This is a genomic window from Micromonospora sp. NPDC003816 (assembly GCF_042874705.1).
In the GTDB taxonomy this organism is placed as follows: domain Bacteria; phylum Actinomycetota; class Actinomycetes; order Mycobacteriales; family Micromonosporaceae; genus Micromonospora.
This window is the reverse complement of record NZ_JBIANP010000001.1, coordinates 1280809-1306015: the sequence shown is the minus strand read 5'-3', so window position 1 is coordinate 1306015 and position 25207 is coordinate 1280809. Positions and strand designations below refer to the sequence as shown.

General features: G+C 73.5%; 24 protein-coding genes and 1 pseudogene. 14 read left to right on the top strand and 11 right to left on the bottom strand.

Annotation, left to right across the window (positions count from 1 at the left end):
- Window positions 1-214: 214 nt before the first annotated feature.
- From ACFYTT_RS05625 to ACFYTT_RS05615, 3 genes are read left to right on the top strand one after another with little or no spacing between them, the layout of a single operon-like run.
- Window positions 215-784 carry a hypothetical protein gene (locus ACFYTT_RS05625; RefSeq protein WP_176094201.1) on the top strand — a complete coding sequence of 190 codons (570 nt, stop codon included), beginning with the start codon at window positions 215-217 and terminating at the stop codon, window positions 782-784.
- Entirely contained in the window at window positions 781-2133 is a 1353-nt protein-coding gene (locus ACFYTT_RS05620) for a sensor histidine kinase (RefSeq protein ID WP_387257896.1), read from the top strand. Before ACFYTT_RS05625 ends, ACFYTT_RS05620 begins: the two co-directional genes overlap by 4 nt.
- Window positions 2130-2783, top strand: a complete 654-nt coding sequence (locus ACFYTT_RS05615; protein ID WP_131056940.1) for a response regulator transcription factor — start codon at window positions 2130-2132, stop codon at window positions 2781-2783. The genes ACFYTT_RS05620 and ACFYTT_RS05615 overlap by 4 nt, the downstream gene beginning before the upstream one ends.
- Here the strand turns inward: ACFYTT_RS05615 and ACFYTT_RS05610 are convergent.
- From ACFYTT_RS05610 to ACFYTT_RS05600, 3 genes are read right to left on the bottom strand one after another with little or no spacing between them, the layout of a single operon-like run.
- A complete protein-coding gene (locus tag ACFYTT_RS05610) occupies window positions 2753-3451 on the bottom strand; it encodes a lysoplasmalogenase (RefSeq protein WP_176094199.1) in 699 nt (232 codons plus the stop codon). The genes ACFYTT_RS05615 and ACFYTT_RS05610 overlap by 31 nt on opposite strands.
- On the bottom strand, window positions 3448-4305 hold the full coding sequence (locus ACFYTT_RS05605; protein WP_131056935.1) for a sterol desaturase family protein: 858 nt from the start codon (window positions 4303-4305) through the stop codon (window positions 3448-3450). The genes ACFYTT_RS05610 and ACFYTT_RS05605 overlap by 4 nt, the downstream gene beginning before the upstream one ends.
- Window positions 4302-5018: a FadR/GntR family transcriptional regulator gene (locus tag ACFYTT_RS05600; protein ID WP_176094197.1), complete on the bottom strand. Its 717-nt coding sequence runs from the start codon at window positions 5016-5018 to the stop codon at window positions 4302-4304. Before ACFYTT_RS05600 ends, ACFYTT_RS05605 begins: the two co-directional genes overlap by 4 nt.
- A 205-nt stretch (window positions 5019-5223) precedes the next feature.
- Between ACFYTT_RS05600 and ACFYTT_RS05595 the strand changes: the two genes are divergently transcribed.
- The gene (locus ACFYTT_RS05595; protein WP_387257895.1) at window positions 5224-5499 is read left to right on the top strand and encodes a hypothetical protein; all 276 of its coding nucleotides are present in this window, start codon (window positions 5224-5226) and stop codon (window positions 5497-5499) included.
- A 158-nt stretch (window positions 5500-5657) separates the two neighbouring features.
- Here the strand turns inward: ACFYTT_RS05595 and ACFYTT_RS05590 are convergent, their stop codons facing one another.
- Both ACFYTT_RS05590 and ACFYTT_RS05585 read right to left on the bottom strand, forming a co-directional pair.
- A complete protein-coding gene (locus ACFYTT_RS05590) occupies window positions 5658-7232 on the bottom strand; it encodes an FMN-binding glutamate synthase family protein (protein WP_176094195.1) in 1575 nt (524 codons plus the stop codon).
- 51 nt (window positions 7233-7283) lie between these two features.
- Window positions 7284-8411 carry an N-acetylmuramoyl-L-alanine amidase gene (locus ACFYTT_RS05585; protein ID WP_387257894.1) on the bottom strand — a complete coding sequence of 376 codons (1128 nt, stop codon included), beginning with the start codon at window positions 8409-8411 and terminating at the stop codon, window positions 7284-7286.
- A 358-nt stretch (window positions 8412-8769) separates the two neighbouring features.
- Between ACFYTT_RS05585 and ACFYTT_RS05580 the strand changes: the two genes are divergently transcribed.
- The 4 genes and pseudogenes from ACFYTT_RS05580 to ACFYTT_RS05565 all read left to right on the top strand — a co-directional run bounded on the left by ACFYTT_RS05580 (window position 8770) and on the right by ACFYTT_RS05565 (window position 14039).
- Window positions 8770-10425 carry a protein kinase gene (locus tag ACFYTT_RS05580; protein WP_387257893.1) on the top strand — a complete coding sequence of 552 codons (1656 nt, stop codon included), beginning with the start codon at window positions 8770-8772 and terminating at the stop codon, window positions 10423-10425.
- Between the two features lie 36 nt (window positions 10426-10461).
- Window positions 10462-11148 (top strand): hypothetical protein, encoded by a 687-nt coding sequence (locus ACFYTT_RS05575; protein ID WP_387257892.1) that lies wholly within the window; start codon window positions 10462-10464, stop codon window positions 11146-11148.
- 86 nt (window positions 11149-11234) lie between these two features.
- Window positions 11235-12029 (top strand): annotated as a pseudogene (locus ACFYTT_RS05570) (hypothetical protein); the annotation flags it as partial.
- Window positions 12030-12797: 768 nt separating this feature from the next.
- A complete protein-coding gene (locus ACFYTT_RS05565) occupies window positions 12798-14039 on the top strand; it encodes an MFS transporter (protein WP_387257891.1) in 1242 nt (413 codons plus the stop codon).
- A gap of 11 nt (window positions 14040-14050) precedes the next feature.
- Here the strand turns inward: ACFYTT_RS05565 and ACFYTT_RS05560 are convergent, their stop codons facing one another.
- Window positions 14051-14422 carry a YchJ family protein gene (locus ACFYTT_RS05560; protein ID WP_131057111.1) on the bottom strand — a complete coding sequence of 124 codons (372 nt, stop codon included), beginning with the start codon at window positions 14420-14422 and terminating at the stop codon, window positions 14051-14053.
- A gap of 309 nt (window positions 14423-14731) precedes the next feature.
- Between ACFYTT_RS05560 and ACFYTT_RS05555 the strand changes: the two genes are divergently transcribed.
- A complete protein-coding gene (locus ACFYTT_RS05555; protein WP_387257890.1) occupies window positions 14732-15433 on the top strand; it encodes a hypothetical protein in 702 nt (233 codons plus the stop codon).
- On the opposite strand, the gene ACFYTT_RS05550 is transcribed toward ACFYTT_RS05555, so the two are convergent.
- A complete protein-coding gene (locus tag ACFYTT_RS05550; protein WP_387257973.1) occupies window positions 15344-15925 on the bottom strand; it encodes a class F sortase in 582 nt (193 codons plus the stop codon). The genes ACFYTT_RS05555 and ACFYTT_RS05550 overlap by 90 nt on opposite strands.
- A 152-nt stretch (window positions 15926-16077) precedes the next feature.
- Window positions 16078-16569 carry a hypothetical protein gene (locus ACFYTT_RS05545; protein WP_387257889.1) on the bottom strand — a complete coding sequence of 164 codons (492 nt, stop codon included), beginning with the start codon at window positions 16567-16569 and terminating at the stop codon, window positions 16078-16080.
- 973 nt (window positions 16570-17542) lie between these two features.
- Here ACFYTT_RS05545 and ACFYTT_RS05540 point away from each other — a divergent pair.
- On the top strand, window positions 17543-18130 hold the full coding sequence (locus ACFYTT_RS05540; protein WP_387257888.1) for a hypothetical protein: 588 nt from the start codon (window positions 17543-17545) through the stop codon (window positions 18128-18130).
- 152 nt (window positions 18131-18282) lie between these two features.
- Here the strand turns inward: ACFYTT_RS05540 and ACFYTT_RS05535 are convergent, their stop codons facing one another.
- Window positions 18283-19398, bottom strand: coding sequence for a serpin family protein (locus tag ACFYTT_RS05535; RefSeq protein ID WP_387257887.1), 1116 nt, complete (start codon window positions 19396-19398; stop codon window positions 18283-18285).
- A 124-nt stretch (window positions 19399-19522) separates the two neighbouring features.
- Between ACFYTT_RS05535 and ACFYTT_RS05530 the strand changes: the two genes are divergently transcribed.
- A complete protein-coding gene (locus ACFYTT_RS05530; RefSeq protein WP_387257886.1) occupies window positions 19523-20767 on the top strand; it encodes a lycopene cyclase family protein in 1245 nt (414 codons plus the stop codon).
- A 77-nt stretch (window positions 20768-20844) separates the two neighbouring features.
- Window positions 20845-21324, top strand: coding sequence for a ribonuclease HI (gene rnhA / locus ACFYTT_RS05525; protein WP_387257885.1), 480 nt, complete (start codon window positions 20845-20847; stop codon window positions 21322-21324).
- Here rnhA and ACFYTT_RS05520 read toward each other — a convergent pair.
- On the bottom strand, window positions 21321-22211 hold the full coding sequence (locus ACFYTT_RS05520) for a pentapeptide repeat-containing protein (protein ID WP_387257884.1): 891 nt from the start codon (window positions 22209-22211) through the stop codon (window positions 21321-21323). The two genes, rnhA and ACFYTT_RS05520, sit on opposite strands and share 4 nt — an antisense overlap.
- Before the next feature lie 82 nt (window positions 22212-22293).
- Window positions 22294-23901, bottom strand: a complete 1608-nt coding sequence (locus ACFYTT_RS05515; protein ID WP_387257883.1) for an LLM class flavin-dependent oxidoreductase — start codon at window positions 23899-23901, stop codon at window positions 22294-22296.
- A gap of 107 nt (window positions 23902-24008) precedes the next feature.
- Between ACFYTT_RS05515 and ACFYTT_RS05510 the strand changes: the two genes are divergently transcribed.
- Both ACFYTT_RS05510 and ACFYTT_RS05505 read left to right on the top strand, forming a co-directional pair.
- On the top strand, window positions 24009-24566 hold the full coding sequence (locus ACFYTT_RS05510; protein WP_387257882.1) for a MarR family winged helix-turn-helix transcriptional regulator: 558 nt from the start codon (window positions 24009-24011) through the stop codon (window positions 24564-24566).
- Between the two features lie 9 nt (window positions 24567-24575).
- Window positions 24576-25178: an MBL fold metallo-hydrolase gene (locus ACFYTT_RS05505; protein WP_387257881.1), complete on the top strand. Its 603-nt coding sequence runs from the start codon at window positions 24576-24578 to the stop codon at window positions 25176-25178.
- The last annotated feature ends 29 nt before the right edge of the window (window positions 25179-25207 follow it).

The window sequence follows — 25207 nt, the reverse complement described above, 5'->3', positions numbered from 1 at the left end:
GATCAAGGAGTTTGGTTCACGATCCACGAAGAAGCAGGACTCAAACTTCTTGATCAACCCGGGCGGGGCGGGGTGGTGGGGTGGGGGTGGGGTGGGGGTCGGGTGAAGGGGGGAGGTGTCAAGCGGCGGGCGGACGGATTCGGTGTCGGTATCTGACAGCCGGATGATCGTTTTCGGCCTACGGTTCACGCACCCGCTCCCCCGGAGGACCAGAGTGTGCGTCGACACGGCCATTCGCGCCGAGATCAGAGTTTCCGTCCAGGACCGTCGTGCGCCCGACCGGGCCGCCGGCCACGTCGCCGCCGGTGTGTTGATCGACGGCGACCAGGTGCTCGTACCCGACCCGCCGAAGCTGCTGCTCGACCCGCACGCCGACCTCGAGGTCGTGATCTTCCCCGCCGGGCTTGTCGAACACCTGCCGATCGAGGTGGCGCCGGTGTGGAAGTGGCGGCGTTTCGGACTGACCGACCGCGCGCCGCTGGCGCTCGTTGCCTCCCTCGGCCGGACCTCGGGCTACCGCGCCCAGGTCGGGCACGCCGATCCGGCCGCCCTGGCCGAGGCGATCGAGGCCGCCGGTGGTGACCTGTGGGAGGCGCTGCGTCGGCAGGAGATCGTCCGGGGCGACATCCACGTGATCGACGAGGACCTGCTGCGCCGGGCCGGTGAACTGGAGCTGGCCCAACGCGAGCCGCGCCGGGCCGAGCACCGGTTCGACTCGATGCGCGACCTGACCGGCGGCTTCTGCATCCTCTTCTGCTTCTGCCAGCCGCACGGCCCCCGATGACCACCCCGCCCGGCCCGCCGACTGCCGCCGGGCCACCGACCGCCGCCGGGTCGCCGAGCGCCGCCGGGTCGCCGCCCACGCCGCCCGGCCCGCCGACCGCCGCCGGGTCACCGACCGCACCGGCCGTCCGGCCCGAGTCGGCGGCGGTCGGGAGCGTGGACCCGTCGGACCGTACCCGCCGACCGGCCGGGCGGGACGTCCTGGTCGCCGCGGTGGTCTGGGTGCTCGACCTGGCGCTCTTCTCCACCGCCGGCTCCGACCTGGGTCGGGCCGGACCCGACGGTTCGACGCTGCTGCTGGTGGCCTTCGCGGCGCTCGCCCCGGTCGCCCTGCTCTGGCGTCGCCGGGCGCCGGTCACCGTGTTCGCGCTGGTCTGGGCACTCGGCCTGGTCGGCACCGCGCTGGTTCCCGGCTACCAGCCGGTGCTCGGCGTGCTGGTGGCCCTCTACGCGGTGGGTGCCCACGCGCCGGCCGACCGCGCCTGGGCCACCGTCCCGGCACTGGCGCCGTACCTGGTCATCGCCGCCAACGAGGCGTGGCTGGCGGGACGGGAGGACGCCGGCCGGCGTACCGCCGTCTTCGTCGGGCTCGCCCTGGTCTATGCCACGGTCGTCGCCGGCACGTGGGCGCTGGGCCGGTGGGCCGGCAGCAACCGGCGGCGACTCGCCGCCGCCGAGCGGCTGCGGGTGGTCGAGGCGCAGCGGGCGGTCACCGACGAGCGGGCCCGGATCTCCCGCGAGCTGCACGACATCGTCGCGCACAGCGTCACGGTGATGCTGTTGCAGGCCGGTGGCGCCCGCCGGATCGTGACGACCGACCCGGACCGGGCCGGTCAGGCGCTGGCCCACATCGAGCAGGCCGGCCGGCAGGCCGTCGAGGAACTGCGGCGGATGCTCGCCGTCATCGCGCCCGGCGACCCGCCGGCCCCCGTCGAGGACCGGCATCCCGGGCCCGCCGATCTCGACGAACTGGTCGTCCGGATGCGGGACGCCGGACTGCCGGTGACCCTGACCGTCGACGGCCCGCCGCGACCGGTGGACGCGAGCGTGGGCCTGGCCGCCTACCGCACGGTGCAGGAGGCGCTGACCAACGCCGCCCGGTACGCCGGCCCGCAGGCCACCGCCACCGTGCGGCTCACCTGGGGCGACGACCTGGAGGTCGAGGTCCGCGACACCGGCGGCACGCCGTCGGGCGGGCTGCCGTCCACCGGTCGGGGCCTGCTCGGCCTGCGTGAGCGTGTCGCCGTGGTCGGCGGCGAGCTGGCCGCCGGGCCGCTGCCGGGCGAGGGCTTCCGGGTGTACGCGCGCCTGCCGCTGCGCGCCCTGTCGACCGTGGCGGTGACCTCCTGATCCGGGTGCTGCTCGCCGACGACCAACCGCTGGTGCGGTCCGGGATCGCGATGCTGCTCGCCGCCGAGGCGGACATCGAGGTGGTCGGCGAGTGCGACGACGGTGCCGCCGCCGTCGAGCTGGCCCGCCGGATCCGCCCCGACGTGGTGCTGATGGACGTGCGGATGCCGGGCACCGACGGGGTGACCGCCACCCGCCAGATCACCGCCGACGACGCCGAGGTGCGGGTGCTGGTCCTCACCACCTACCACGTCGACGACGCGGTCCGCGCCGCGCTGCGGGCCGGTGCGTCCGGGTTCCTCCTCAAGGACGCCGTCCCCGACGAACTGACCATGGCGGTCCGTGCCGTCGCGGCCGGCGAGGCGTGGCTGGACCCGGCGGTGACCCGGGCGCTGCTGACCGAGTTCGCGGCGCTCGGCGAGCACCGTGCGCCCACCACCGCCGAGCTGGACCGGCTCACCGACCGCGAGCGGCAGGTGCTGGTGCAGATGGCACACGGGCTGTCCAACGCCGAGATCGCCGCGCGGCTGCACATCGGCGACGCGACGGTGAAGACGCACGTCGGCCGGGTGCTGATGAAACTCGGACTTCGTGACCGTGCCCAGGCGGTGGCCGCCGCCTACCGGGGCGGGCTGATGCCGCCGGTCTGACCGGGCTCGTCGCGGGCCGCCCAGCCCGTGGTGATCAGCAGCAGCGCCGCGCTGTAGGTCGTCATCACCAGCACCCCGTGTGCGGGCAGCGTGGTGCCGGCCGCGCCGAGGCCGATCAGCAGGTCCGACACGAGGAACAGCGCGGCGCCGACCGCGACCCGCCGGTTGACGGCCGTCGCGGTGGCGGCCATCAGGGTCAGCGCCAGGCCGTACCCGAGCACCGGCCAGCGCAGGTCGCCGAGGCGCGGCCAGAGCAGCGCCATCGCGCCCGCCCAGAGCAGCAGGTAGCCGACCAGCGCCGGCACCGGCGGCCGCCTCAGGCGGACGAACGCGGTGATCAGCGCCAGTTGCGTACCGAGGAAGCAGCCCATCCCGACCAGGAACGCGACCTCGCCCGGCACCAGCAGCGCGATGTCACCGGCGGTGGCGAAGACCAGCGCGACAGCGACCAGGCCGGTCTGTCCGCGTACCCGCCAGAGCCAGGCCAGCAGCAGCGGCGCGAGCAGCGGCTTGGCCAGCCACTGCAGCGGGGTCGCGTCGACCGCCACCGCGATCAGCTCCACGACCGCCACCACCAGGAACGCCCCGAGCCAGGGCGTGTCGCGCCGGGTACGCGCTGACCGGTCCGGTCGACGCGTCGGGTCGGTGGTGTGGGCCGGCCCGCTCATCCGGCCAGCGCCCCGGGTCGGGCGGTCGCCCGCGCGGGCTGCCAGCCGGGGCGACCCAGCAGGTAGCCGAGCCGGTGTCGCCAGCTCGTGGTGCCGCGCAGGTCCCGCCAGATCGCCGCGTACTCGTGGGTGGCCACCCGCAGTGGGTGGTACGTGCCGATGTTCGTGGTCAGCCCGTACCGCACGGCGTTGCCCTCCGGGGCGAAGGTGCCGAACAGCCGGTCCCAGACGATCAGGATGCCGCCGTAGTTGCGGTCGAGGTACTCGTTGTTCGACCCGTGGTGCACCCGGTGGTGCGACGGGGTGTTGAAGACGAACTCGATCGGCCGGGGGAGCACGGTGATCCGTTCGGTGTGCAGGAAGAACTGGTACAGCAGGCTGATCGACTGCTGGAGGAAGATCATCCACGGCGGGATGCCGAGCAGCGCCAGGACGAGCCAGAACGGCAGCGAGGTCATCGGCGTCCAGCTCTGCCGCAGGGCGGTGGAGAAGTTGAAGAAGACGCTGGAGTGGTGCACCACGTGCCCGGCCCAGAAGAGCCGCACCTCGTGGTGTGCCCGGTGGAACCAGTAGTAGGCGACGTCGTCGGCGAAGAACAGCAGCACCCACACCCACCAGTCGCCGGGGGAGAGCTGGAAGGGCGAGACGGTGTACGCCGCCGCGTACAGCCCAACGGTGAGCAGCTTCCAGGGCACGCCGACGAGTTGGCTGCCGGCACCCATGGTCAGGCTGGTGGCGGTGTCCCGTGCCTGGTAGCCGCGTGCGGTGTCGTCCGGCGCGAACCGGTACGACAGCGCCTCGACGAGAATCAGCAGCAGGAACGCCGGAACGGCGTAGAGCACGGCGGGGATCATGCGCGGCTGTCCTTCCTGGCGGGATCGGTGAGGGGGGCTGTCAGCAGGGCCCGCGCCTGGTCGGCGGCGTCGTCGGCCCGGCCCTCGGCGATGGCTCCGGCCAGCCGGCGGTGCCCGGTGACGTCGAGCAACTCGGCGGCGCGCCGCTGCGGCGGGACCTTGCCGACCGCGAGGGCGCCGGCCACCAGACTGTTGAAGGCCAGCAGGTACGCGGTGTTGCCGCTGCCGCAGAGGATCCGCCGCCAGAGCACGATGTTGGCCTCGCCCATCGCCACCAGGTCCGGTGCGAGGGCGGTGAACTCCTCGACCGCGCGGACGACCTGGTCCCGGGCGGCCGGGTCGGCCCGACGGGCGCAGAGCCGGGCGGCGTCGACGCCGATGCACGCGCGCATGTCCATCATGTCGCGCAGCAGCGTGGTCACCGGGAGTACGTCACCGGACTGCACCAGCGACAGGGCCAGGTCCAGCCCGGCGTGCACCCGCCAGTCGAGCACCCGGGTCGCCCCGCCCTGGCTGACCCGCACCAGGCCGAGCTGCTGCAACCGGCGCAGCGCCTCGCGGACGGCGTGCCGGTTGACCTGGAACGCGGCGGCCAGTTCCCGCTCGCCGGGCAGGGTGTCGTCGGTCCGGTAGGTGCCGCTGACGATGGCGTCGCGGAGCTGCCCGAAGACGAGGTCGGAGACGGAGGCACGAGTGACGGGGACGAATGCCATGCCGGGCAGTGTGGCGCAGCGCACGTCAACTCGTCAACTGGTTGGACCAGTGTGCGTGAACTGTCCATGTCCCGACACATGGAGCAATCTGTGATCGGAGTATCGCTGTGGGTTAAGGTCGTTCGCGTTCGCTGACCGTGACCAGACGGCACCGGCCGGCACCGGTGTCCGCGTCACCGACCGGCCCGACGACACAGGAGCTCTCGTGCAGGTCACCCCTCTGGTCCACCGCGCCCGCTGGAGCGACATCGACTGGATCGTCGACCTCGTCACCGCTACCCTCGCGCCGACCGCCACCGGCGCATGGCTCGTACCCGATCCGCGACGGCGGCCCGCCGTCCTCGCCGCTGTGGCCCGGATCCGGTTCGAACACGCCCCGCCCGCCCGCCTCGACCGGGTCGTCGACGTCGGGTCCCGCGCGGGCATCGCCGCACACCGCGCCATGCCCCTCCCCGCCGCCGACGCCCCGCTCGTCCGGTGACCGGGCCCCGGACCCACCGCGCCCGCATCGGCCGAGGTCACAGGTCGGGCAGCACCCGCAGCAGCGCCCGCGCGGTGCCGAGCACCGTGACCGTGTCGGCGGTCGGCTTCGCCAGGGTGCGCGAGCGCGTCGCCCGACACGTCAGATCGTCGGGAGAATCATCTGCGGGCGGTCGGGGACGGGGGAGCGCTGCCGCCCTGCGGAGCCTCGGTGGACATCAGGTCCCGGATCGCCTTCTGATCGGCGGCCGAGGGCAGGCCCCAGTCCGGCTGGTACCCGTACACCTCGCGTAGCGGGGTGGAACTGGTGCGGCCGCCGAGGATCTCGACGGAGTCGGCGTCGATGAGCCCGGGGTGTTCCACCCCGCAGGCCTCGGCCACCTTCATCAGATCCCGTCGCAGGGTCTTGACGTAGTGCGCGGCACGCTCGGCCTTCGACGTCGGGTCCAGGCCCCGGGCCAGCCAGGCGTTCTGGGTGGCCACCCCGGTCGGGCAGCTGTCGTCGTGGCACTTCTGCGCCTGGATGCAGCCGATGGCCAGCATCGCCTCGCGGCCGACGGCGAGCATGTCGCAGCCGAGCGCGAACGCGACCACCGCGTTGTCCGGCAGGCCGAGCTTGCCGGCACCGACGAAGACCACCTGCTCGTGCAGGTCGCGCTCGGCGAAGATCGGATAGACCCGGGCGAAGCCCTGCTGGAACGGCAGTGACACGGAGTCGGTGAAGATCATCGGTGCGGCGCCGGTGCCGCCCTCGCCGCCGTCGACGCTGACGAAGTCGACGCCCCGGTCGGTGTCCCGCATCAGGTCGGCCAGCTCGGTCCAGAAGCTCAGGTCGCCGACGGCGGACTTGATGCCGACCGGCAGGCCGGTCTCGGCGGCCAGCAACTCCACCCAGTCGAGCAGGCTGTCGCAGTCGGAGAACTCGGCGTGTCGGGACGGGCTCACGCAGTCCCGGCCGACCTGGATGCCCCGGGTCTCGGCGATCTCCGCGGAGACCTTCGCCGCCGGCAGCAACCCGCCGAGGCTCGGCTTGGCACCCTGACTGAGCTTGATCTCCAACGCCCGGACCGGGTTGGCGGCCACCACGTCCTTGAGCCGGGCCAGGTCGAACCGGCCCCGGTCGTCGCGGCACCCGAAGTACGCCGTGCCGATCTGGAAGATCAGCTCACCGCCGTTGCGGTGGTACGGCGACACCCCGCCCTCGCCGGTGTTGTGCAGGCAGCCGGAGAGCGCCGCACCCCGGTTCAGCGCCTCGACCGCCCGCCCGGACAACGAACCGAAGCTCATCCCCGAGATGCTCACCACCGACTCGGGCCGGAAGGCGCGGGCCCGGCCCCGGGCCGCGCCGAGCACCTTGGCGACGGGCAGCCGGACGTCGTGGCCCATGGTCGGGACCGACGGCGGTACGGGCCGACCGAAGGTGCGGTGCTTGATGATCGGATAACCGGCCGTGTACTCGATGTCGTTGTCGGTGCCGAACCCGAAGTAGTTGTTCTCCTGCTTCGCCGAGGCGTACACCCAGCGGCGCTGGTCGCGGGTGAACGGGCGTTCCTCGTTGTTGCCGGCGACGATGTACTGCCGCAGCTCCGGCCCGATCGACTCCAGCAGGTAGCGAGCCCGGCCGAGCACCGGGAAGTTGCGGCGCAGCGCGTGTTCGCGTTGAAGCAGGTCGCGTGCGGCGAGCGCGGCGAGTGCGGCGACGGCGGCGGGTACGGCGTGGCGGGCCCATCTCATCCCGCCACACTTTCCGACTCCGGGCCAGGTCAAACGTCCCGGCGACGCGGCTCAGGCCCGGACCAGCGACTGCCGCACCACCCCGCCGACGATCGTGCACCAGGTGCCGCTGTCGACCGTGCCGGTGCGGGGCAGCCGGTGTAGCGCCTGCAGGTCGCGTACCGCCCGTCGGGTCGGCTCGTCGAGCACCCCCGTCGGCGCCACGTCGGCGTACCCCTTGCCGGCGAGCAGGTCCTGCGCGGCGGTGACCGGCAGGCCGGCGCTGCCCCGGCCCAGGTCCGGGGCGAGGGTCTCCCAGGTGGCGGCCGTCAGCGTGGCGTCGACGTCGACCGGAAGCCCCTGGCGGGCCTGCCAGTCCTGCACCGCCGCCACGGTGGCCGCGTCGAAGGTGCCGGTCGGCTCGACGGGGTAGCCGTGGTGGGCGAGCAGGTACTGCGCCACGCGGACGGTGGGGGCGTTGACGAAGCGCCACACGTCCGGCCAGCGGCGGGCCGGCACGTCGCGGGGCGGTGTGCCCAGGGCCCGGAAGACCCGGTGCCGCAGCGTCGGGAACTCTCGATAGAAGGCCGCCCCGGGACACTGGGTGGTGCGGAAGTCCCAGTGCCCGAAGATGTCGGAGGCGTGCAGGCCGTACCGCCGGCAGACGGCCACGCAGAGCCGCACCAGCGAGTCCAGCAGCGCGTCCGGCGGGGTCTGGTCGACGTACGTGCCCTCGTTCTCGATGCCGATGGCCCGCCCGTTCTCCCCGGGGCAGTGCGCGGCGATCATCTGCCGCTCACCGGCCTGTAGCCGGTCCAGACTGCCGTGCCGGCCCTCGAGGACGTAACCGCCCCGGCTGATCGTGAAGTGTTGGCCGGTGTCCGACCAGCCGTTGCCGTCGACGTGCAGGTCCTGACACTCCCGGGCGAGCGCGACCGCCCGCTCCCGCGAGTGGTCGGTGACGTTGGGGAAGGCCATGTGGTGCACGATGATCTTGTTGGTGGCTGTCCCGCTGGCCGACAGCGGGCCGGTCGGCGGGCGGGCGCCCCACTCGTCGCAGTCGATGATCCAGTCCAGGTCGTCGGCGGCTTCGGCCGGTGCGGGGTGGGCGAGACCGGTCCCGACGACGACGGCGGTGGCGGCGCCGAGGCCCGCGCGCAGCATCGTCCGGCGGTCCCACTGAGTGTGCTCGGCAGGCATGGCCTCTCCTCCGGAACGGCGCGTTCGTGAAAACCAGCTCCACGGATGACTCTAAGAGTGGAGGATATTGCCGGACCGTTCCCGGCGCCAGAGGTCGACGGAGGTCGACGTCCGACTCCGCCGTGCCGGGTGCGCCGCAGGTCTTGACCCGAGGTGCTATCTCTGACGTCGTGTCCGAGACCGACCATCGTCCGTCGACCGCCGAGCCCCCGGCGGCCACGTCGTCGATCGGACGAGCCGCAGGGCGGCCACCCGGGGTGACGAAGGCACCTGTCGGGCGGATGGTCCCGCCGCCGTCGGCGGCCACAATGAGCAGCGTGCCCACCCTCACGCTGGGCGGAGCGCGGGGAGCGGCGACATGATCGGATGGCAGGTTCCCGGATACACCCTGGTCCGGCGGCTCGGTGCCGGCGCGTCCGGCACCGTCGACCTCGCCGTGCACGACGCCACCGGCACGCCCGTCGCGATCAAGTACCTGACCGGTCAGCTCCACGACGAGCTGTTCCGGTACGCCTTCCGGGACGAGGCCCGACTCCTGGCCGAGATCGACGACCCGTACGTCTGCCGCCTCTACGAGTACGTCGAGGCACCCGACGGCGCGGCCATCGTGATGGAGCTGGTGAACGGCGTCTCGCTGCGCCAGATGCTGCGCGCGCAGGGGCCCACCACACCCGAGTCCGCCCTCTGTGTCCTCAAGGGATCACTCGCCGGGCTGGCCGCCGCGCACGCTCACGGGGTGGTGCACCGCGACTACAAGCCGGAGAACGTCCTGGTCACCGCCGAGGGCACCAGCAAGTTGGCGGACTTCGGCATCGCCATGCCGGTCGGTGCCGACGCCGGTGCCAGCGTCACCGGCACACCCCGCTACATGGCCCCCGAGCAGTGGACCGGTGCCCCCGCCGAACCGGCGTGCGACATCTACGCGGCCACCGCCACCTTCTTCGAGTGCCTGACCGGCCGCCCCCCGTACGACGGGGGCGACCTGGCCACCCTGCGCCGCCAGCACGCGCGTGCGCCGATCCCCACCGACCCGGCCCCGCGACCGGTGCACGGGTTGCTGCGGCACGGCATGGCCAAGCGCCCCGACGACCGGCCGCAGCCCGCCCGGGTCTTCCTCGCCGAGCTGGAGGAGACGGCCGTCGGCGCGTACGGGGCGGACTGGGAGGAACGCGGGCTGCGGGAGCTGGCGCAGCGGGCCGCCCTGCTGGCCGCCCTGTTCCCGTTCCGGGACGGCAGCGGCGGCACCGTCAGCGTGGCCACCACCGCGCTCGGCGCGACCACCACCGACGACGGCACCGGTCGCCGGCCGGCGACGCGGCGGACCGGCCGGGCCCGGGCCGCGCTGGTCGGCGGCGGCCTGGTGGCGGCCATGCTGGTCGGCGGCGCCGGACTCGGCTACACGATGGAGGAGCCGCCGGTGCCGACCGGCGCGGCCTCCGAGGCGACCACGGACCTGACCGGGCCACCCGCGCCGACCGAGGCCGCGCCGACCCCCACCCCCACCCCCACGCCCGGCCCCACCGCCACCCCCGCCCCGACGTCCGTGCCGCCCCCCGCCCCGACCGCCAGCACCACCGCGCCGACCGGCTCGCCGACACCCACCGATCCCGCACCGTCCACGGCGGACCCGTCGCCGTCGACGAGCACCAGCGCCCCGCCGCCGGACGTCACCGCACCCACCGTCGGTCGGGTCGCCGCGAGCCCGACCGCGCTCGATCCCGCCGGCTGCCCGTACGGGCCCACCGCCAGCACCGTCACCGCGTTGGTGCAGGACGACCGCACGGACGCCGACGACCTGCGGGTCCGCGCCCGCTACACGATCGAGAAGCAGTCGTACGAGCGGCGCATGGACCCGGCCGGCGGCAACCGCTTCCAGGGCGTCCTCGCGAATCTGCCCCGTCCCGCGACCACCGTCCGGATCCCGGTGACGGTGGTCGCGACGGACGCCGCCGGCAACACCACCAGCGGTGACACGACGTACGTCACCCTCTACTCCTTCTGCACCCCGGGCTGACCGGGCGCGCGCCTCACGACCTCCGGGAGACCTGCCGTGACCCAGCCCGACGACCCGACCCACGCGTGGCCGCCCCCGCCCACCTCGACCGACGAACCGACGGTCCGGGTGGACGGCGCCCATCCGACCACCCGTCTCGGTAGCGCGACCACCGCGCGACCGGCCGCGCACCCGGGAGGGGCCGCCACGGTGCGTACGAGCGGTGCGCTCGCGGCACCGACCACCGGACCCGGCGGTGAACTGCGCTTCGGGCCCGGAGTGCCGGCCGCCCCGCCGTCGGCGCCCGCGTGGCCGACACCGGCACCGCGCCGCAGGTCGCTCTGGCGTCGGTCGGTGTCGGTGCTGTCCACTCTGCTCACCCTCGTGCTGCTGGCCGCGGTCGGCTTCTGGATCTGGCAGCGGCTGAACCCGATGGAGATCAGCGGGGTGAGCGTCGCGGTGCCCCACCCGGCGGGACAGCGGTGCGACGTCACCGTCGACGTCGTCGCCACGGTACGCACCAACGGCCGCCCCGGCACCGTCGAGTACCAGTGGCTGCGGTCCGGGAGCGCACCGGGTGCCCTGCTGACCGAGCGGCTCGGTCCGGGGCAGCGGACCGTGGAGCTGACCCTCCGGTGGACGTTCAGCGGGGTCGGCAGCACCACCGAGACGGCCACGGTGAACGTCGTCTCGCCGTCGTCGGCGCAGGCGGCCACCGAGGTCGCGTACTCCTGTCCGGGCTGACGGCCGGACACTCGCGACGTTTCTCGCGCAGCGCCCGTGGGTAGGTCGGGCCGGACGAACCGACCGCCCCTGCAAAGGACCAACGGATGCGAGACAACTTCGGCGACGCGGTAGGGGACACCCTCCGTGGCATACTCCTCTTCCTACCCAAGGCCGTCGCCTTCGTGGCGATCCTGGTGGCCGGCTGGCTGATCGCCAAGGCGGTGCTGAAACTCGTCGGCCGGCTGCTGGAACGCGTCGGTTTCGACCGGGCGGTCGAACGCGGCGGTATCCGTCGGGCGTTGGCCCGCTCCCGGTACGACGCCAGTGACGTCGTGGCGAAGCTCGCGTACTACGGGATCCTGCTGCTCACCCTCTATCTGGCGTTCGGTATCTGGGGGCCGAACCCGATCTCGGACCTGATCGCCGGCGTCATCGCCTGGCTGCCGAGGGCCTTCGTCGCCATCGTCATCGTGGTGGTCGCCGCCGCCATCGCCAGCGCCGTCAAGGACCTGATCTCGGGCGCGCTCGGCGGGCTGTCCTACGGCCGGCTGCTGGCCACCATCGCCTCGGCGTTCATTCTCGGTCTCGGCGTCATCGCGGCGTTGAACCAGATCGGTGTGGCCACCGCCGTCACCACCCCGGTGCTGATCGCGGTGCTCGCCACCGTCGGCGGCATCCTCGTCGTCGGTGTGGGCGGCGGGCTGATCCGCCCGATGCAGAACCGCTGGGAGTCGTGGCTGTCCCGCGCCGAGGCGGAGTCGCGCACCATCGCCGAGCACGCTCGGGCCTACTCCGCCACCCGCCGCGAGCGCGAGGAGCACGCGGCCCGGGACCGTGAGGAGCAGGCGGCCCGCGAGCGGGAGGCGGAGGCCGCCCGGGAGCGCGAGGCACAGGCCGCCCGCGAGCGGGAGGAGCAGCGGACCGCCGCCGAGCGTCGGCTGGCCGAGTCGGCGGCGGCACCCGTACCGCCCGGTGGGGCGACCTTCGGCGCGCCGGCCGCCGACCCGCCGCCCGCCACGCCGGTGTTCGCGACCGGGACCTCGTCGGGTGTGCCGGTGGCCGACGACCCGGAGGCGACCCAGGTCGTCACCCCGCCCCACGTCGACTCAGACCCGACCACGCTGCTCCCGCGCCAGTCCACGGCGGACTCCGACGACCCGGAGGCCACCACGGCGTTCCCGCGTCAGTCGGTGGCGGACTCCGACGACCCGGAGGCCACCACGGCGTTCCCGCGCCAGCAGCCGGTCGACGACGACCCGGACACCACGACCGCGTTGCCGCGCCAGTCCGCCGCGACGACCGACGACCCGGACACCACCCAGGTCACGTCGACCGGACCGGACGTGCCGTCGCCGCGGACCGCTGCCGACGACAGCGAGTCGACGATCATCCTGCCGAAGAACGACGGCCCGTCCGGTCGCTGACCCAGACGGCGTCACCTCGCGGGACGGGACCGTACGGTCCCGTCCCGCGACGCGTCCGGCAGTCGTCGTCTGCCGCGACGCCGTCGTTCGCCCGAGCCGCAACGGGGTGGCACCGGGTGGTGCCGGCGCCTACGATCACCGCATGACCTGGCGACATTGATGCCTTGACCGAGGCCGGGGGCCGCCCTCGGACGCCGTACACACGGTGTCCGTAATCGCTCCCCACCCGTCCGGATGGCCTCGATGACCCTCGCTTCCGCCGCCGGCCGTCGCCTGGCGGCCACTCTCTACGCGTACACGTTCCTCACCGACCTGGTCCTGCTCTACCCGGTGTACGTGCTGCTCTTCTCCGACACCGGGCTGTCGGTCGGGCAGATCTCCTCGCTGTTCGTGATCTGGTCGCTGACCGGTCTGGTACTGGAGGTGCCCGCCGGTGCCTGGGCCGACGCCACCTCCCGGCGTCTGGTGCTCGCCCTGGCGCCGCTGTGCAGCGCCCTCGGTTTCGGTCTGTGGACGCTCCTGCCGTCCTATCCGGCGTTCGCCGTCGGGTTCGTGCTCTGGGGAGCCGGCGGTGCACTCGCCTCCGGCGCGCTGGAGGCGCTGGTCTTCGACGAACTCGACCACGTGGGCGCCGCCGACCGGTACGCCCGGACCATCGGCCGCGCCCGCACCGCCGGCACGGCCGGGGTGCTCGGGTCGATCCTGCTCGCCGGGCCGGTGCTCGGGCTCGGCGGCTACCCGATGGTCGGGACGGCCAGCGTCGCGGCCTGTCTGCTGGCCGCCGCCGTCGCGACCCGCCTCCCGGAACACCGCCGCCACCACCACCGCCCCGCCGCCGCGCCGTCCACCGAACCCGACGAGCCGGGCTGGTGGCAGGGGCTACGGCTCGGCGTGGCCGAGGCGCGCGGCAGTCGATCCGTCCGCGTGGCGGTGCTGCTGGTGGCGGTGGTGAGCGCGATCTGGGGCGCGCTGGAGGAGTACCTCCCGCTGCTGGCCCGGGACACCGGCGTCGCCCTGACCACCGTACCGTTGCTGCTGCTGGTGGTGACCCTCGGCCAGATGGCCGGCGGGCTGCTCGCCCCGGCCGGGCAGCGGCTTCGCACCGGCGGGTACGCCCTGCTGCTGGCCGCCTCGGCGGTGGCCCTGGCGGTGGGGGTGCTGCTGCGCACGCCGGTGGGGTTCCTGCTGGTCGCGGCGGCGTTCGCCGGCTTCCAACTCGCCTCGGTGCTGGCCGACGCCCGCCTTCAGGCCCGGATCAGCGGCCCGGCCCGGGCCACCGTCACCTCGCTGGCGGGCACGCTCACCGACCTGACCACGATCGCGGTGTACGCCGGGTTCGGCCTGCTCGCCACGGCGACGGACACCGCGTGGGCGTTCGCCCTGGCCGTCGTGCCGTACCTGCTGATCGCGGCGGCGCAGGTGCTCCGGGCGGGCCGGATCCGACGAGGACCGGTCGACGCGCCGACCGCCCGGATCGACGCGTGACTCCGCCCGGCTCAGGGCCGCTCGGCATCCAGGTAGACCCAGCGACCGTCCTCCCGGCCGAAGCGGCTGCGTTCGGTCACCGTGCCCGGATCGCGGCCCTCCCGGTAGTGGGCGCGGAACTCCACGGTCCCGGTGCTGTCGAACAGCCCGCCCCCGTCGGTGCCGACGACCTCCAGCCCGGTCCACCGCTGGGCGGGGTCGAGGTGCAGGCGAGGTGGACGGGTCCGGGAGTGCCAGCTGCGCATCAGGTAGGCGTGGTCGCCGACGGCGAAGGCCGCGTACCGGGAGCGCATCAGCGCCTCGGCCGTCGGCGCGTCCGCCTCGCCACGGTGCAGTCGCCCGCAGCAGTCCGCGTACGGCATGCCCTGCCCGCAGGGGCACATCCCGGTCACCTCGGTCCGCCTGTCTCGCTTCGCCACCTCGACATCCTCTCGACACCGGACCCGACGGCTGACGCCGGGGGCGTGGCGCGCCCCCGGACATCGGAGGCGGTGGACGGTGTGGCGCGCCCATCGCGCTCCGGCCCGGAGATCACCGAGCGGGCCCGGGGCTTCCTCCACCGGTTGTCCGACGGGTAGCGCCCCGGTCAGCGGGTCCGTGCGCCGCGCCGACTGCCGAAAGACTCCATCGTGGTCGCCTTCCGCGCCGGCCTCGGCGCTCCGGCGGCCCGGGACCGCGCGGCGGTGGCCTGGGTGGCCGACGTCTTCCGGGTCGCCGCCTTCTTCGTGGTGGTCTTCGTGGCCGGCGCCCGGCCACCGGTGGCCTTGCCCGCCGGTGCCGTCTTCGCCGCCGTCCTCTTCGCCGCAGGCGCCTTCTTCGCGACAGCGGTCTTCTTCGTGGCGGTCGCCTTGGCGGTGGGACGCCGGGTCGGGCTCGCGGTGGCGGAGACGGCCTTCTTCCGCGCCGTCCGGGCGGAGGTCGCCGCTGCCGTACCGGCCGTGGCCTTCCTGCTCGTCGACCTGCCGGCCGCCTTGCTGGTCGCCGCCTTGCTGGTGGCTGCCTTGCTGGTGGCTGCCTTGCCGGTGGCTGCCTTGCCGGTGGCTGCCTTGCCGGTCGTCTTCGTGGCGGCCGCCGTCCCGGGAGACCGCTTGGTCGCCGGGCTGCTCCGCTTGGTCGCGGTGCGCGACGACGCGGCCGTGGCCGCTCCGGTGTTCTTCCTGATCGCTGCCTGGGCCATCGTTGCTCCTCGGGTCTGCCGTGGACGCTCGGGTCTTCCCGGCGTCGGGATGGTCGAACGCACGCCACCGGCCGCGCGGGCTCACCTCGGACGGGTTCGCGCCGTGCAGGTTCACGCCCGTGCGGGTTCACGCTGTGCGGGTGGCGAAGACGATCACGTTGTCGGCGTACTCGCCGCGTGCCGGATCGAACCGGCCGCCGCAGGTGATCAGCCGTAGCCCGGCCAGGCCGCCGGGACCGTAGACCAGGTCGGTGGGGAACCGCTCCTTCGGGTACGCCTCGACCGCGTCCACGGTGAAACGGGCCACCGTGGCATCGACCCGGGTGATGTGGACGGTGTCGCCGGGGCGCAGCCGCCCCAACTCGAAGAAGACGGCCGGGCCGTCCCCGGAGTCGACGTGGCCCACCAGGACCGCGTTGCCGATCTCACCCGGGCTGGCACCGGGTCGGTACCACCCGGCGACCTGCGGCCGGTCCAGCGACGGCACCTCCAGCGCGCCCGAGGCGTCGGCGGCGACCGGCACCAGCGGAGCGCGTACGCCGATGGCCTCGATCCGCACCTCGACGGGGTCGGCGCGCGGCAGCGGCGGCAGGCTCGGCGCGGTGCCGGCCCGGTGCGGAGCGCCGTCGGGCTGCGGCGGCCCGGCCGGCAGCCGCCCGATCCCCGCGCCCACCAGCGCGACTCCGACGGCCGCGACCAGCGTGAGCAGCACGCGCCCCCCGTGGTATGCCCGCACGGTCACCTCCGATCGCGAGAGTCAGACGGCTGTCGGGACACCTGCCGTGCGGTATCCCTCGGGTGCCCGCACCGTGGCGTACGGCGCGGGCACCCGTCGCAGGATGGATGGGGTGTGCCGGCGCGTCAGAGACGCGCGGCGGCCTCGGCGTGCCGGCGGCGGCGGGCCAGGATGACGCCGCCACCGAGTGCGGTGGCGATCAGGGTCGCCCCGGTGGTCAGGGTGCCGAGCCCGTCGTCGCGCGTGCGGCCCCCGGCCTGGGCGCCACCGATCGGGGTGACCGTGAACGTGGTGCTGCCGTCCGAGGTGCCGTCTCCGCAGGTGGCGGCCACCGTGTAGGTACCGAGGGTGAAACCTGCGGTGAACAGTTCGGCGCTCAGGCCGCCGCCGGCTGCGGCGGTGGTGGAGCGTACGTTCTGGTCCCGATCGGGTCCGGTGACGCGGAACAGCGCGTCTCCGGTGCTCGGGTTGCAGGTGGTCGCGGTGAGCACGACCGTCCCCCCGACCGGGGTCGTCGCCGGTGACACCGTGGTGTCCGCCCAGGCGACTCCGGGCATGAGCAGCGCGCCCAAGGCGATGCTGCCCGCAGCCGGTACGAGAACTCTGGTTGCCTTCATACGCGTCTTCCCTCACTTTTCGTCCGCTGACTGCGTGGGACGTCGTTCGGGTGGCCAACTCCGCGACTAGCACCGGTGTGCCCAACACTAGGTGGGCTTGGGACCCGATCCGGTGAAAATGAGAAATCTTCGTTGCCGTCACGTGTCCGCCCGACCGCCTCGGGCGTCGCGGAAGGTCCCGCCACGGGCCCGGCGGTCCGGCGCATCCGGTCGATGTCGGCCTGCCGCGCAGTGGGACCGGTGGGCGGAAGGCGAGGTCGACACGGAGTCGCGCCGATCGTGGCAGCCGTCCCGTTCCCACCACCCGATTCCCCCAAGTCCCCCCGCCCCAGCGCGCCCGGCCCCGCCCCAGCCCCGGCCCCGCCTTGCCCCGCCTTGCCCCGCCCGGCCCCGCCCGGCCGCCCGGCCGCCCGGCCTGGATGAGTTGATCAAGAAGTTTGAGTCGCGGATCCTCTGCTATCCGCCCCAAACTTCTTGATCAACGGGGTTGGCGCGCAAGGCGGGCGGCGGCGGAGATGGGCTGACGCGCTTTTCACGCCGAATGTCCGTTTGTCGGATGCGGGTGGGTGGGGGTTGGGTGGAATCCGGGGTGGGGTCGGGGCGTTGTAATCGGGTGGCTGACCGCGCAGGACCTCACCCCGCGCAGGCTGGTGGCCGACGGATTCTCGCTCCCGCGTAGGGTGGCCGACGGATTCTCGCTGCGCCGGATTGGTGGCGGGCGGGTGTCGGAATGGTCTGGCCCGGTCGGTGGTTATGCCTGGTCGCGGTGCCGGGTCAGGCTGGTGGATGGCCTGGGAATGATGCGGGCTGGCAGGTGGTTGTGTATTGACCCGACGCCGCAAAGCCTGGTCCGGTGATTCCCCTTCTCGGGCCCGTGTTGCCGTCGGATTTCCCCTTTCTTCTAGCGCCTGACGGCGTTTGCGTCACTCCCAATCTCCCTGTGGGTGGCGTCTTCCCCCGGATGGAGCTTGTGATGAACTCGAAGCTGTTGCGTAAGAGTGTTCTCGGTGTTGCTGGTCTGGCGTTTGCCGGTGGTGTGTTCGCTGGTCCGATCGGGCAGGCTGACGCCACCCCCGTCACGGCTGGTTCGTTGGTGGCGGTGCAGGCGGACAAGCCGGACTCCGGCAAGTTGGTGCCGCATGGTGTGCAGGGTGCCCAGTCGCGTATCGATCTGGACGATGAGCAGGTCGGCAACGCGAAGGCGATCATTGCGGCGACGAAGAAGGCTGGTATGGACGAGCGTGCCGCGGTGATCGCGATCGGTACGGCGTTTCAGGAGTCGAAGTTGGAGAATCTGGGTCATCTGGGTGACCGCAACGATCATGATTCGCAGGGTTTGTTCCAGCAGCGTCCGTCCAGTGGTTGGGGCACGGTGGAGCAGATCACCGACCCCGAGTACTCCACCCTCGCCTTCCTGAAGGGCCTGAAGCAGGTCGACGGCTGGCAGGACATGCCCCTGACCGTGGCCGCCCAGACCGTGCAGGTGTCGGCGTTCCCCGACCACTACGCCCAGTGGGAGCAGCAGGCCGCTGACCTCGTCGCCGCACACTGGAACAGCTGACCCCACACCGATCCAGACTTTCCTCGAACATGGGGGAGCAAGAACGCTGCCGGCCGGTACCCACCACGGGTACCGGCCGGCAGCGTCTGTCCATGGAGAGATGTGAGGAAGGGACCCTTCCTATACACCAGGCGATAGCAGGGGGCCCTTCCTTACACGACGACGGCGGGGTGGGTGACCCAGCCGGCTACGAGGACCAGGTTCGTCGGTCGGTGTACGGCGACGAAGCCGAACGGCCGGTCGACGGTCAACTCGACCAGCCGCTTGCGTGCGGTGGCCCGTGGGCGCATCGCACCGGCCCGCATCGCGAAGGCCGTCACCACGGCGGCGGAGAAGCCGGTGGCGTGGAAGGTGGCGGTGGCGTTCTGCACGGCCTGCGTGACGGACAGCCGGGCGGTGATTCCGGGGAAGTGATCCCCGGTGGCGTCGGTCGCGGCCGTCAGCCCGAACAGACCGGGCTGCCGCAGCAGGTCGTGGGAGGCGTCGACGGTGAACGCGACGGTGGAGACCGTCAACTCGGGGGTGGCGTCCGAGGCGTCGACGATCTGCTCGGTCACGCCCGGCCCGTCGGTGAGCGGCAGTGCGGGGGCGTCCCCGTCGAGTACGCCGATCGCGGCGGGCAGCACCTCGGCGGGACCGTGTCCGGCGGGACCCAGGGCGAGGAGGACGTCGACGTCCTCGGTGCCCTCGACCGTCAGCAGGCTCACCGGCCCGCCGGCGGCGTCGACCACCCGCAGGGCGTCCAGGTCGCGGCCGCGTCGGCGCAGGCCGGCGAGATCCTGTCCGGCCCAGGGACCGTCGGTGGGCCGGCACCGCGTGTTGTCGAAGGGCTTCTTCCAGGTGGTGAGCACCGACAGCGCGCTGGCCAGGACCATCGCCGTCCCGCTGGTGGCGCGTACCGGCATGGCGGTGATCCGTCCGTCGGTCCGCGCGGCCGCCCACGCGTCCAACGCTGCCTGGTCGACGGCCTCGTCCCCGGTGAGTTCGCCGCGCAGGGCGGCCGGTATCTCGGTGCGCCACCGCTCGGACAGCGGCAGGCCACGCCGTGCCCAGAAGCCGAGCGCCATCCGGGTGGTGGGGGAGTCGGTGAGGTCCACGCCCATCGGGTCACCGACCACGGCCGACAGTTCGTCCCGGGCGGGACCGTCCGCGTACCGGGCGAGCAGCGCCAGCAGCGGATAGACGCCCGCGCCGGAGAGCACGGTGGCCTCGCCGTCGAGGGTCGCGGCCCAGCGGGCGGTGAGCGTGTTCGCGGCGCGGGTGGTCATGACGTCCTCCGGTGGCGGCACGCGGCACGGCGACGCGCCGGTGCGGTGACCCTATCGACCGTCGCGCCGACCCTGATCGGGGCCTGACACCACGACGGCGGGGCCGGTGTGGCAGCGTGACCGGATGAGTTCCGCGCCGGTCGACGTCGATCTCGCCCTGGTCGGCGGGGGTGGTGCCGCCTCGCTGGTGCTGGCCGCGTTGGCCCGGCACGGCGTACGCGACCTGCGGATCGCGGTCGTCGACCCGGTGCACCGGCGTGGCCAGGACCGCACGTGGGCGTTCTGGGACGAGCCCGGCAACGACCTGGACGAGCTGCTCGTCGCGAGCTGGACGCAGGTCGAGGTGGTGACGCCCGGCACGCACCGCACCCTGGACCTGAACCCCCTGCGGTACGCGATGCTGCGCTCCGGCCCGATCTACGACCGGGCCGCCGAGGCGGAACGGCGTCTCGGGGTACGGCGGATCGTCGCCGGTGCCGAGGAGGTGCACGACGAGGGCGACCGGGTGGTGGTGCGTACCGGCGACGGCCCCCTGCGTGCCGCCTGGGTGCTGGACTCCCGGCCCCGGCCACCGCGTCGACCCGGCCGGACGAACTGGTTGCAGCACTTCCGTGGCTGGTGGCTGGCGGCGGACCGGCCGGTGTTCGACCCGGAACGGGCCGTGCTGATGGACTTCCGCACCCCGCAACCGGTCCGGGGCGTCTCGTTCGGTTACGTGTTACCGGTCGACAACCGGTACGCCCTGGTCGAGTACACCGAGTTCGGACCGGACCTGCTCACCTCGGCGGCGTACGACGCGGCCCTGGCCGGCTACCGGGACCTGCTCGGGCTCGATCCGGCCCGGCTCACGGTGACCGAGGTGGAGAACGGCGTCATCCCGATGACCGACGGGCCGTTCGTGGCCCGACCGTCGCCCCGGGTGGTCCGTCTCGGCACGGCCGGCGGCGCCACCCGCCCGTCGACCGGCTTCACGTTCTCGGCGATGCACCGCCAGGCCGAGCAGGTGGCCCGGGAGGTGGCCGCCGGTCGGGACCCGGTGCCGGCGTCGGCGTACCCGCCTCGGCACCGCTGGATGGACGCGGTGGCGTTGCGGGCCCTGGACCGGGACCTGGTCGGCGGTCCGGAGTTCTTCGGTCGGCTGTTCGACCGCAACCCGCCGTCGCGGGTGCTGCGGTTTCTCGACGGCGGCACCACCCGCGCCGAGGACCTGGCGGTGATGCGCTCCACCCGGATGCTGCCGATGGTGACCGCCGGTGTGGCCGACGCGGCCGGTCGGCTCCGCGACCGGATCGCGCCGGGCCGCCGTCCGCCCTGGACCGTCCCGCCCGCCGTGGTCGCCCCGTCGGACGCGGACGCCCCGCCCCGCTGACCCGCCACGCTGATCCGCCCGGTCGCACCGGGGTGCCGGGCCCGGCCGTCGGGGGAGCCTTCGGTAGGTTTGCCCCCATGGTGGACGAGGCGGCCGGTCGGGTGGTGCGGATCTGGACCGACGGTGCGTGCAGCGGCAATCCCGGCCCGGGCGGCTGGGGTGTCCTGCTGCGGTACGGCTCCCACGAGCGGGAGCTGTGTGGTGGTGAGGCGACTCCGACCACCAACAACCGGATGGAGCTGATGGCCGCCATCGAGGCCCTGGAGAGCCTGACCCGGCCGGTCACCGTCGAGCTGCACACCGACAGCACGTACGTCCGCAACGGCATCACCAGTTGGCTGGCCTCGTGGAAGCGCAACGGCTGGCGGACCGCGGCGAAGCAACCGGTGAAGAACGCCGACCTGTGGCAGCGGCTGGAGGCGGCCTGCGCCCGGCACCAGGTCACCTGGCTGTGGGTCAAGGGCCACAACGGGCACCCGGAGAACGAGCGGGCGGACGCGCTGGCCAACCAGGGGATGAGCGAGGCGCGGGCGGCCGTCGCCGCGACCCGCCGCTAGCGTCGCCTCGGCCGACGGCCCGCCGGACGGGGAGTCAGCGGCAGCGCCGACCAGTGCGCGGGTCGGGTCACCCGGTCCGGCAGCCGGGTCCGCCGGTCGCCGCGCGCGGCGTCGACCTGCGACTGGTGCAGGAACAACGCGGCGGTCAGATCGGCCCCGTCCAGCGCCGCCCCGCGCAGGTCCGCGCCGGTCAGGTCGGCCCGGGCCAGATCCACCCCACGCAGGTCGGCGCCGATCAACACCGCGCCGCGCAGGTTCGCCCCCCGTAGGTGGGTCCGGCGCAGGTCCCGACCGACCAGCAGGGCGCCGCGCCGGTCCGCGCCCGGCGGGCCGCCACGGGCCCGGGCCAGGTCGCCGGTACGCGACAGCAGCCGGTTGACCTCCCCCCGGTACGCCTCGACGTCGAGGGCCAGCAGGTCCTGCGGGCTGCCTGTGGCCAGCCGTTCCGTTTCGGCGAGCGCGGCGTCCAGGTCCGCGCGCAGCGCGTCGGGCGGGTGGAGGGTGAGCGCCTCGGTCAGATACCAGAGCAGCTCGTGCAGGGGACGCATCACCGCGAAGACGTCGAACATCAGCGATGCGGTCTCCGGTGCGGCCCGCCAGTCCCGCCCGCCGAAGGTCTCCTGCGCGACGCGCTGACCGGCCCCGTGACAGTCGAAGACGGTGCAGCCCGGGAAGCCGCGATCACGCAGGTCGACGTGGATGCCGCAGGCGAAGTCGGTGCGCAGGTGGCGGCAGGGCTGCCCGGCGGGCTTGTCGACCGCGAAGTCGGCCGACGCCGAGAACGCCGGGGCGACGCAGCAGAGCCCGAAGCACCGCCCACAGTCGGCCCGCAACCGGCTGTCGTCCGCGCCGTTGCGGTGCGACTCCGCGCCCGTGGACTGTGACACCCGACCTCCCGACCGCGTCCGACAGCACGATTGTCCCCGCCCCCGTCGGTCGCTCCGTCACCGCATGGCGGCTCGCCGGTGGTCAGTGCGCGCCCAGGCGGGCGATCGGTTCCACCAGCTCACGCTCCTCGTACGCCAGATGTGACAGCAGCGTGTCGCTGAGCAGGTCCACGGCGGCCCGCAGCTCGGCGGTGCCGTCCGGGGTGGCGACGAACGCGACCAGTGCCCGGTCGACGCCTTCCAGCACGTCGTGGATGGCGTGGTGCTCCGCCTCCAGCCGGTCGATCACCGGCGTGAGGCGCGGGTCGGTGCGGCGCAGGTGCGGGAAGAGCGAGCGGTCCTCGATGGTGTGGTGCGTGGTCACCACCCGGCAGTAGGACTCGCAGTAGGTGCCCAGCGTCCACTTGTTCTGCCGCATGGTCATCGTGTTGATGTGGGACCGGGCGGTGCCGACGTCGACCAGCCCGGCCGCGACCTGCTCGATCAGGTCCTGGATCTGGGCCAGCTCGCTGCGCAGGCCGTCGTGGACGTCGATCAGGTGTTGGGCGCCGGCCTGCTCGTGTGCGGTGTAGGTGCGCGTCGGGTCCGGTGCCGGGCCGCTGGGCCGGGCCGACTCGTCCCACACCCGGACGTCGCTGCGGCGTACGCCGTCGTCGGGCGTCGGCACCACGGCGAAGGCGCGCGACCCGAGCTCGGCCCGGGGGCGCGCCGGTCGGGCGGTCCGACCGGCGGCGGCCGGGGTCGGGCCAGGGGACAGTTCGGCCCGGTCGGTCGGCGTGGGCGTGCCGCCGCCGCGACCGGAGGCGCGTTCGGCGGCGACCAGCTCCCGGGTGGCCGGAGCTACCTCGGCGGCGAAGCGCCGCAGGTCGTCCGGGTCGTCGGTGCCGAGGATGAAGGTGCTGACGCCGTCGGTCAGGGCGAGGTCGGCCAGTTCCTCGGCCCACTGCTCGGCCGGACCGTCCAGCGGCCCGCGACCGGTCGCCGTGAACCGCCCGTTGACGTTGAGCAGCCGTCGGACGTCCTCCGGCGACCGGCCGGCCTCGGTGGCCGCGTCGTCGATGATCGTGTTCCCCTTGGCCAGGTCGCCGGGTTGCAGGTAGGCCAGCGACGGCAGCCAGCCGTCGGCCCGCCGTCCGGTCAGCGCGAGCATCCGGGGCTTGTACGCGCCGAGCCAGATGCCGACGTCGTGGGCGGGCGCCGGACCGCGTTTGGCGCCGAGCGCCCGGTGGAACTCGCCGTCCACCCGGACGCCGCCCCGCGCCTCGGCGTCCCAGATCTCGCGGATGATCTCGATTGCCTCCTCCAGGGCCCGTACGCCCTGGCCGGGGGTGAGGCGTCGACCGCCCATCGCCTCGATGGCGTCCCAGAACGCCCCGGCGCCCAGTCCGAGTTCGATCCGACCGGAGCTGAGCAGGTCGAGGCTGGCGACACTGCGGGCGAGCACGGCGGGCGGTCGCAGCGGCAGGTTCGTCACGTTGGCGGCCAGCCGTACCCGCTCGGTGCGCGCGGCGACGAAGCTGAGCAGCGTCCAGGTGTCCAGGAAGGCCGGCTGGTAGGGGTGGTCCTGGAAGGTGACCAGGTCGAGCCCGACCTGCTCGGAGAGCATGGCCAGGCCGACCGGCCCGGCCGGGTCGGCGTTGCCGGGCGTCAGGAACGACCCGAAGGTCAGGGAGTGCCCGTAGTCGCTCATGTCTGCGTTCCTTCCCGTTCGCGGGGTGATCACCCCGCACCACAGATGTTATTGCGGACAGAACATCTTCGCCCAATAAAATCTGTGATCTGGGTTAATCTGTGAGGATGACCGGTCCGCAGGACAGTGATCCCCGCACCGACCCGATCACCGACGACCTCGGGTGGATGCTCGGCGTCGTCTTCCGGTCCTACATCCGCGCGGCCGACCACGTCGCCGGCGACCTGCCCGGCGGCCCGCGCGGCTACCAGGTGCTCGTCGCGGCCGACCGGGAGCCCGCCCGCAACCAGGGCGCGGTCGCCGAGGAGTTGGGGATCGACCGCACCGTCCTGACATACCTGATCGACGACCTGGAGCGCGACGGGCTGGTGGTACGCCGTCCCGATCCCGTCGACCGGCGCAGCCGCCTGGTCACGCTCACCGACGCCGGCCGCGACGCGGCCCGACGCCGCCGCGAGGCACTGGCGGGCGTCGAGACCCGACTGCTCCGGACGCTCACCCCCGCCCAGCGCAGCGAGCTGCGGGACCTGCTGAGACAGGTCGCCTGCGCGGCTCAGGCCGACGACCCGCTCGTGGACCTGTGCCAGGCGGTGGCGGCGGCAGCCGACGAACCGCCCGTCCGCCGCCGCCGTCGCGGGACCACGCCCGGCGGCCGACTGACCTAGCGTCGCGCCATGCGGATCACCAAGTACACCCACTCCTGCGTACGGCTCGAACACGACGGCGGTGTCCTCGTCATCGACCCCGGCACCTGGAGCGAGCCGCGCGCACTGGTCGGCGCGGACGCCGTGCTGGTCAGCCACGAGCACACCGACCACATCGACGTCCTGCGGCTGGCCGGCCTCGGCGTGCCGGTCTTCGCGCCGGAGGGCGCCGTGTTGCCGGACCTGGCACCCCTGCCGGTGACCCGGGTGCGGGCCGGCGACCGGTTCACCGCCGCCGGTCTCGAGGTGACCGCGGTCGGTGGACGACACGCCACCATCCACGGTGGTCAGCCCGACTGCGCCAACCTCGGTTACCTGGTCGGGGACGACGTCTACCACCCGGGCGACTCACTGCATCCACCCGGCCGACCGGTACGGACCCTCCTGGTCCCGGCGCAGGCGTCCTGGCTGAAGCTGACCGAGGCCGTCGACTTCGCCGTCGCAACCGAGGCGGAGCGGGTCGTCGCGATCCACGACGCGCAGCTCAACGAACGTGGCCTGGCCAGCGTCAACGGCTGGTTCGGCGAGACCGTCCCCGGCTACCGGTATCTCACCCCCGGCGAGACCCTCTGACACCGTCGGCACCGGGCACGCTGCCCGCG

Bases quoted from the DNA above. Each gene is read 5' to 3' on its own strand.
- ACFYTT_RS05620 (WP_387257896.1), top strand. From the start codon at position 781: ATGACCACCCCGCCCGGCCCGCCGACTGCCGCCGGGCCACCGACCGCC.
- ACFYTT_RS05610 (WP_176094199.1), bottom strand. From the start codon at position 3,451: ATGAGCGGGCCGGCCCACACCACCGACCCGACGCGTCGACCGGACCGG.
- ACFYTT_RS05605 (WP_131056935.1), bottom strand. From the start codon at position 4,305: ATGATCCCCGCCGTGCTCTACGCCGTTCCGGCGTTCCTGCTGCTGATT.
- ACFYTT_RS05600 (WP_176094197.1), bottom strand. From the start codon at position 5,018: ATGGCATTCGTCCCCGTCACTCGTGCCTCCGTCTCCGACCTCGTCTTC.
- ACFYTT_RS05590 (WP_176094195.1), bottom strand. From the start codon at position 7,232: ATGAGATGGGCCCGCCACGCCGTACCCGCCGCCGTCGCCGCACTCGCC.
- ACFYTT_RS05585 (WP_387257894.1), bottom strand. From the start codon at position 8,411: ATGCCTGCCGAGCACACTCAGTGGGACCGCCGGACGATGCTGCGCGCG.
- ACFYTT_RS05580 (WP_387257893.1), top strand. From the start codon at position 8,770: ATGATCGGATGGCAGGTTCCCGGATACACCCTGGTCCGGCGGCTCGGT.
- ACFYTT_RS05565 (WP_387257891.1), top strand. From the start codon at position 12,798: ATGACCCTCGCTTCCGCCGCCGGCCGTCGCCTGGCGGCCACTCTCTAC.
- ACFYTT_RS05560 (WP_131057111.1), bottom strand. From the start codon at position 14,422: ATGTGCCCCTGCGGGCAGGGCATGCCGTACGCGGACTGCTGCGGGCGA.
- ACFYTT_RS05545 (WP_387257889.1), bottom strand. From the start codon at position 16,569: ATGAAGGCAACCAGAGTTCTCGTACCGGCTGCGGGCAGCATCGCCTTG.
- ACFYTT_RS05540 (WP_387257888.1), top strand. From the start codon at position 17,543: ATGAACTCGAAGCTGTTGCGTAAGAGTGTTCTCGGTGTTGCTGGTCTG.
- ACFYTT_RS05535 (WP_387257887.1), bottom strand. From the start codon at position 19,398: ATGACCACCCGCGCCGCGAACACGCTCACCGCCCGCTGGGCCGCGACC.
- ACFYTT_RS05530 (WP_387257886.1), top strand. From the start codon at position 19,523: ATGAGTTCCGCGCCGGTCGACGTCGATCTCGCCCTGGTCGGCGGGGGT.
- rnhA (WP_387257885.1), top strand. From the start codon at position 20,845: ATGGTGGACGAGGCGGCCGGTCGGGTGGTGCGGATCTGGACCGACGGT.
- ACFYTT_RS05515 (WP_387257883.1), bottom strand. From the start codon at position 23,901: ATGAGCGACTACGGGCACTCCCTGACCTTCGGGTCGTTCCTGACGCCC.
- ACFYTT_RS05510 (WP_387257882.1), top strand. From the start codon at position 24,009: ATGACCGGTCCGCAGGACAGTGATCCCCGCACCGACCCGATCACCGAC.
- ACFYTT_RS05505 (WP_387257881.1), top strand. From the start codon at position 24,576: ATGCGGATCACCAAGTACACCCACTCCTGCGTACGGCTCGAACACGAC.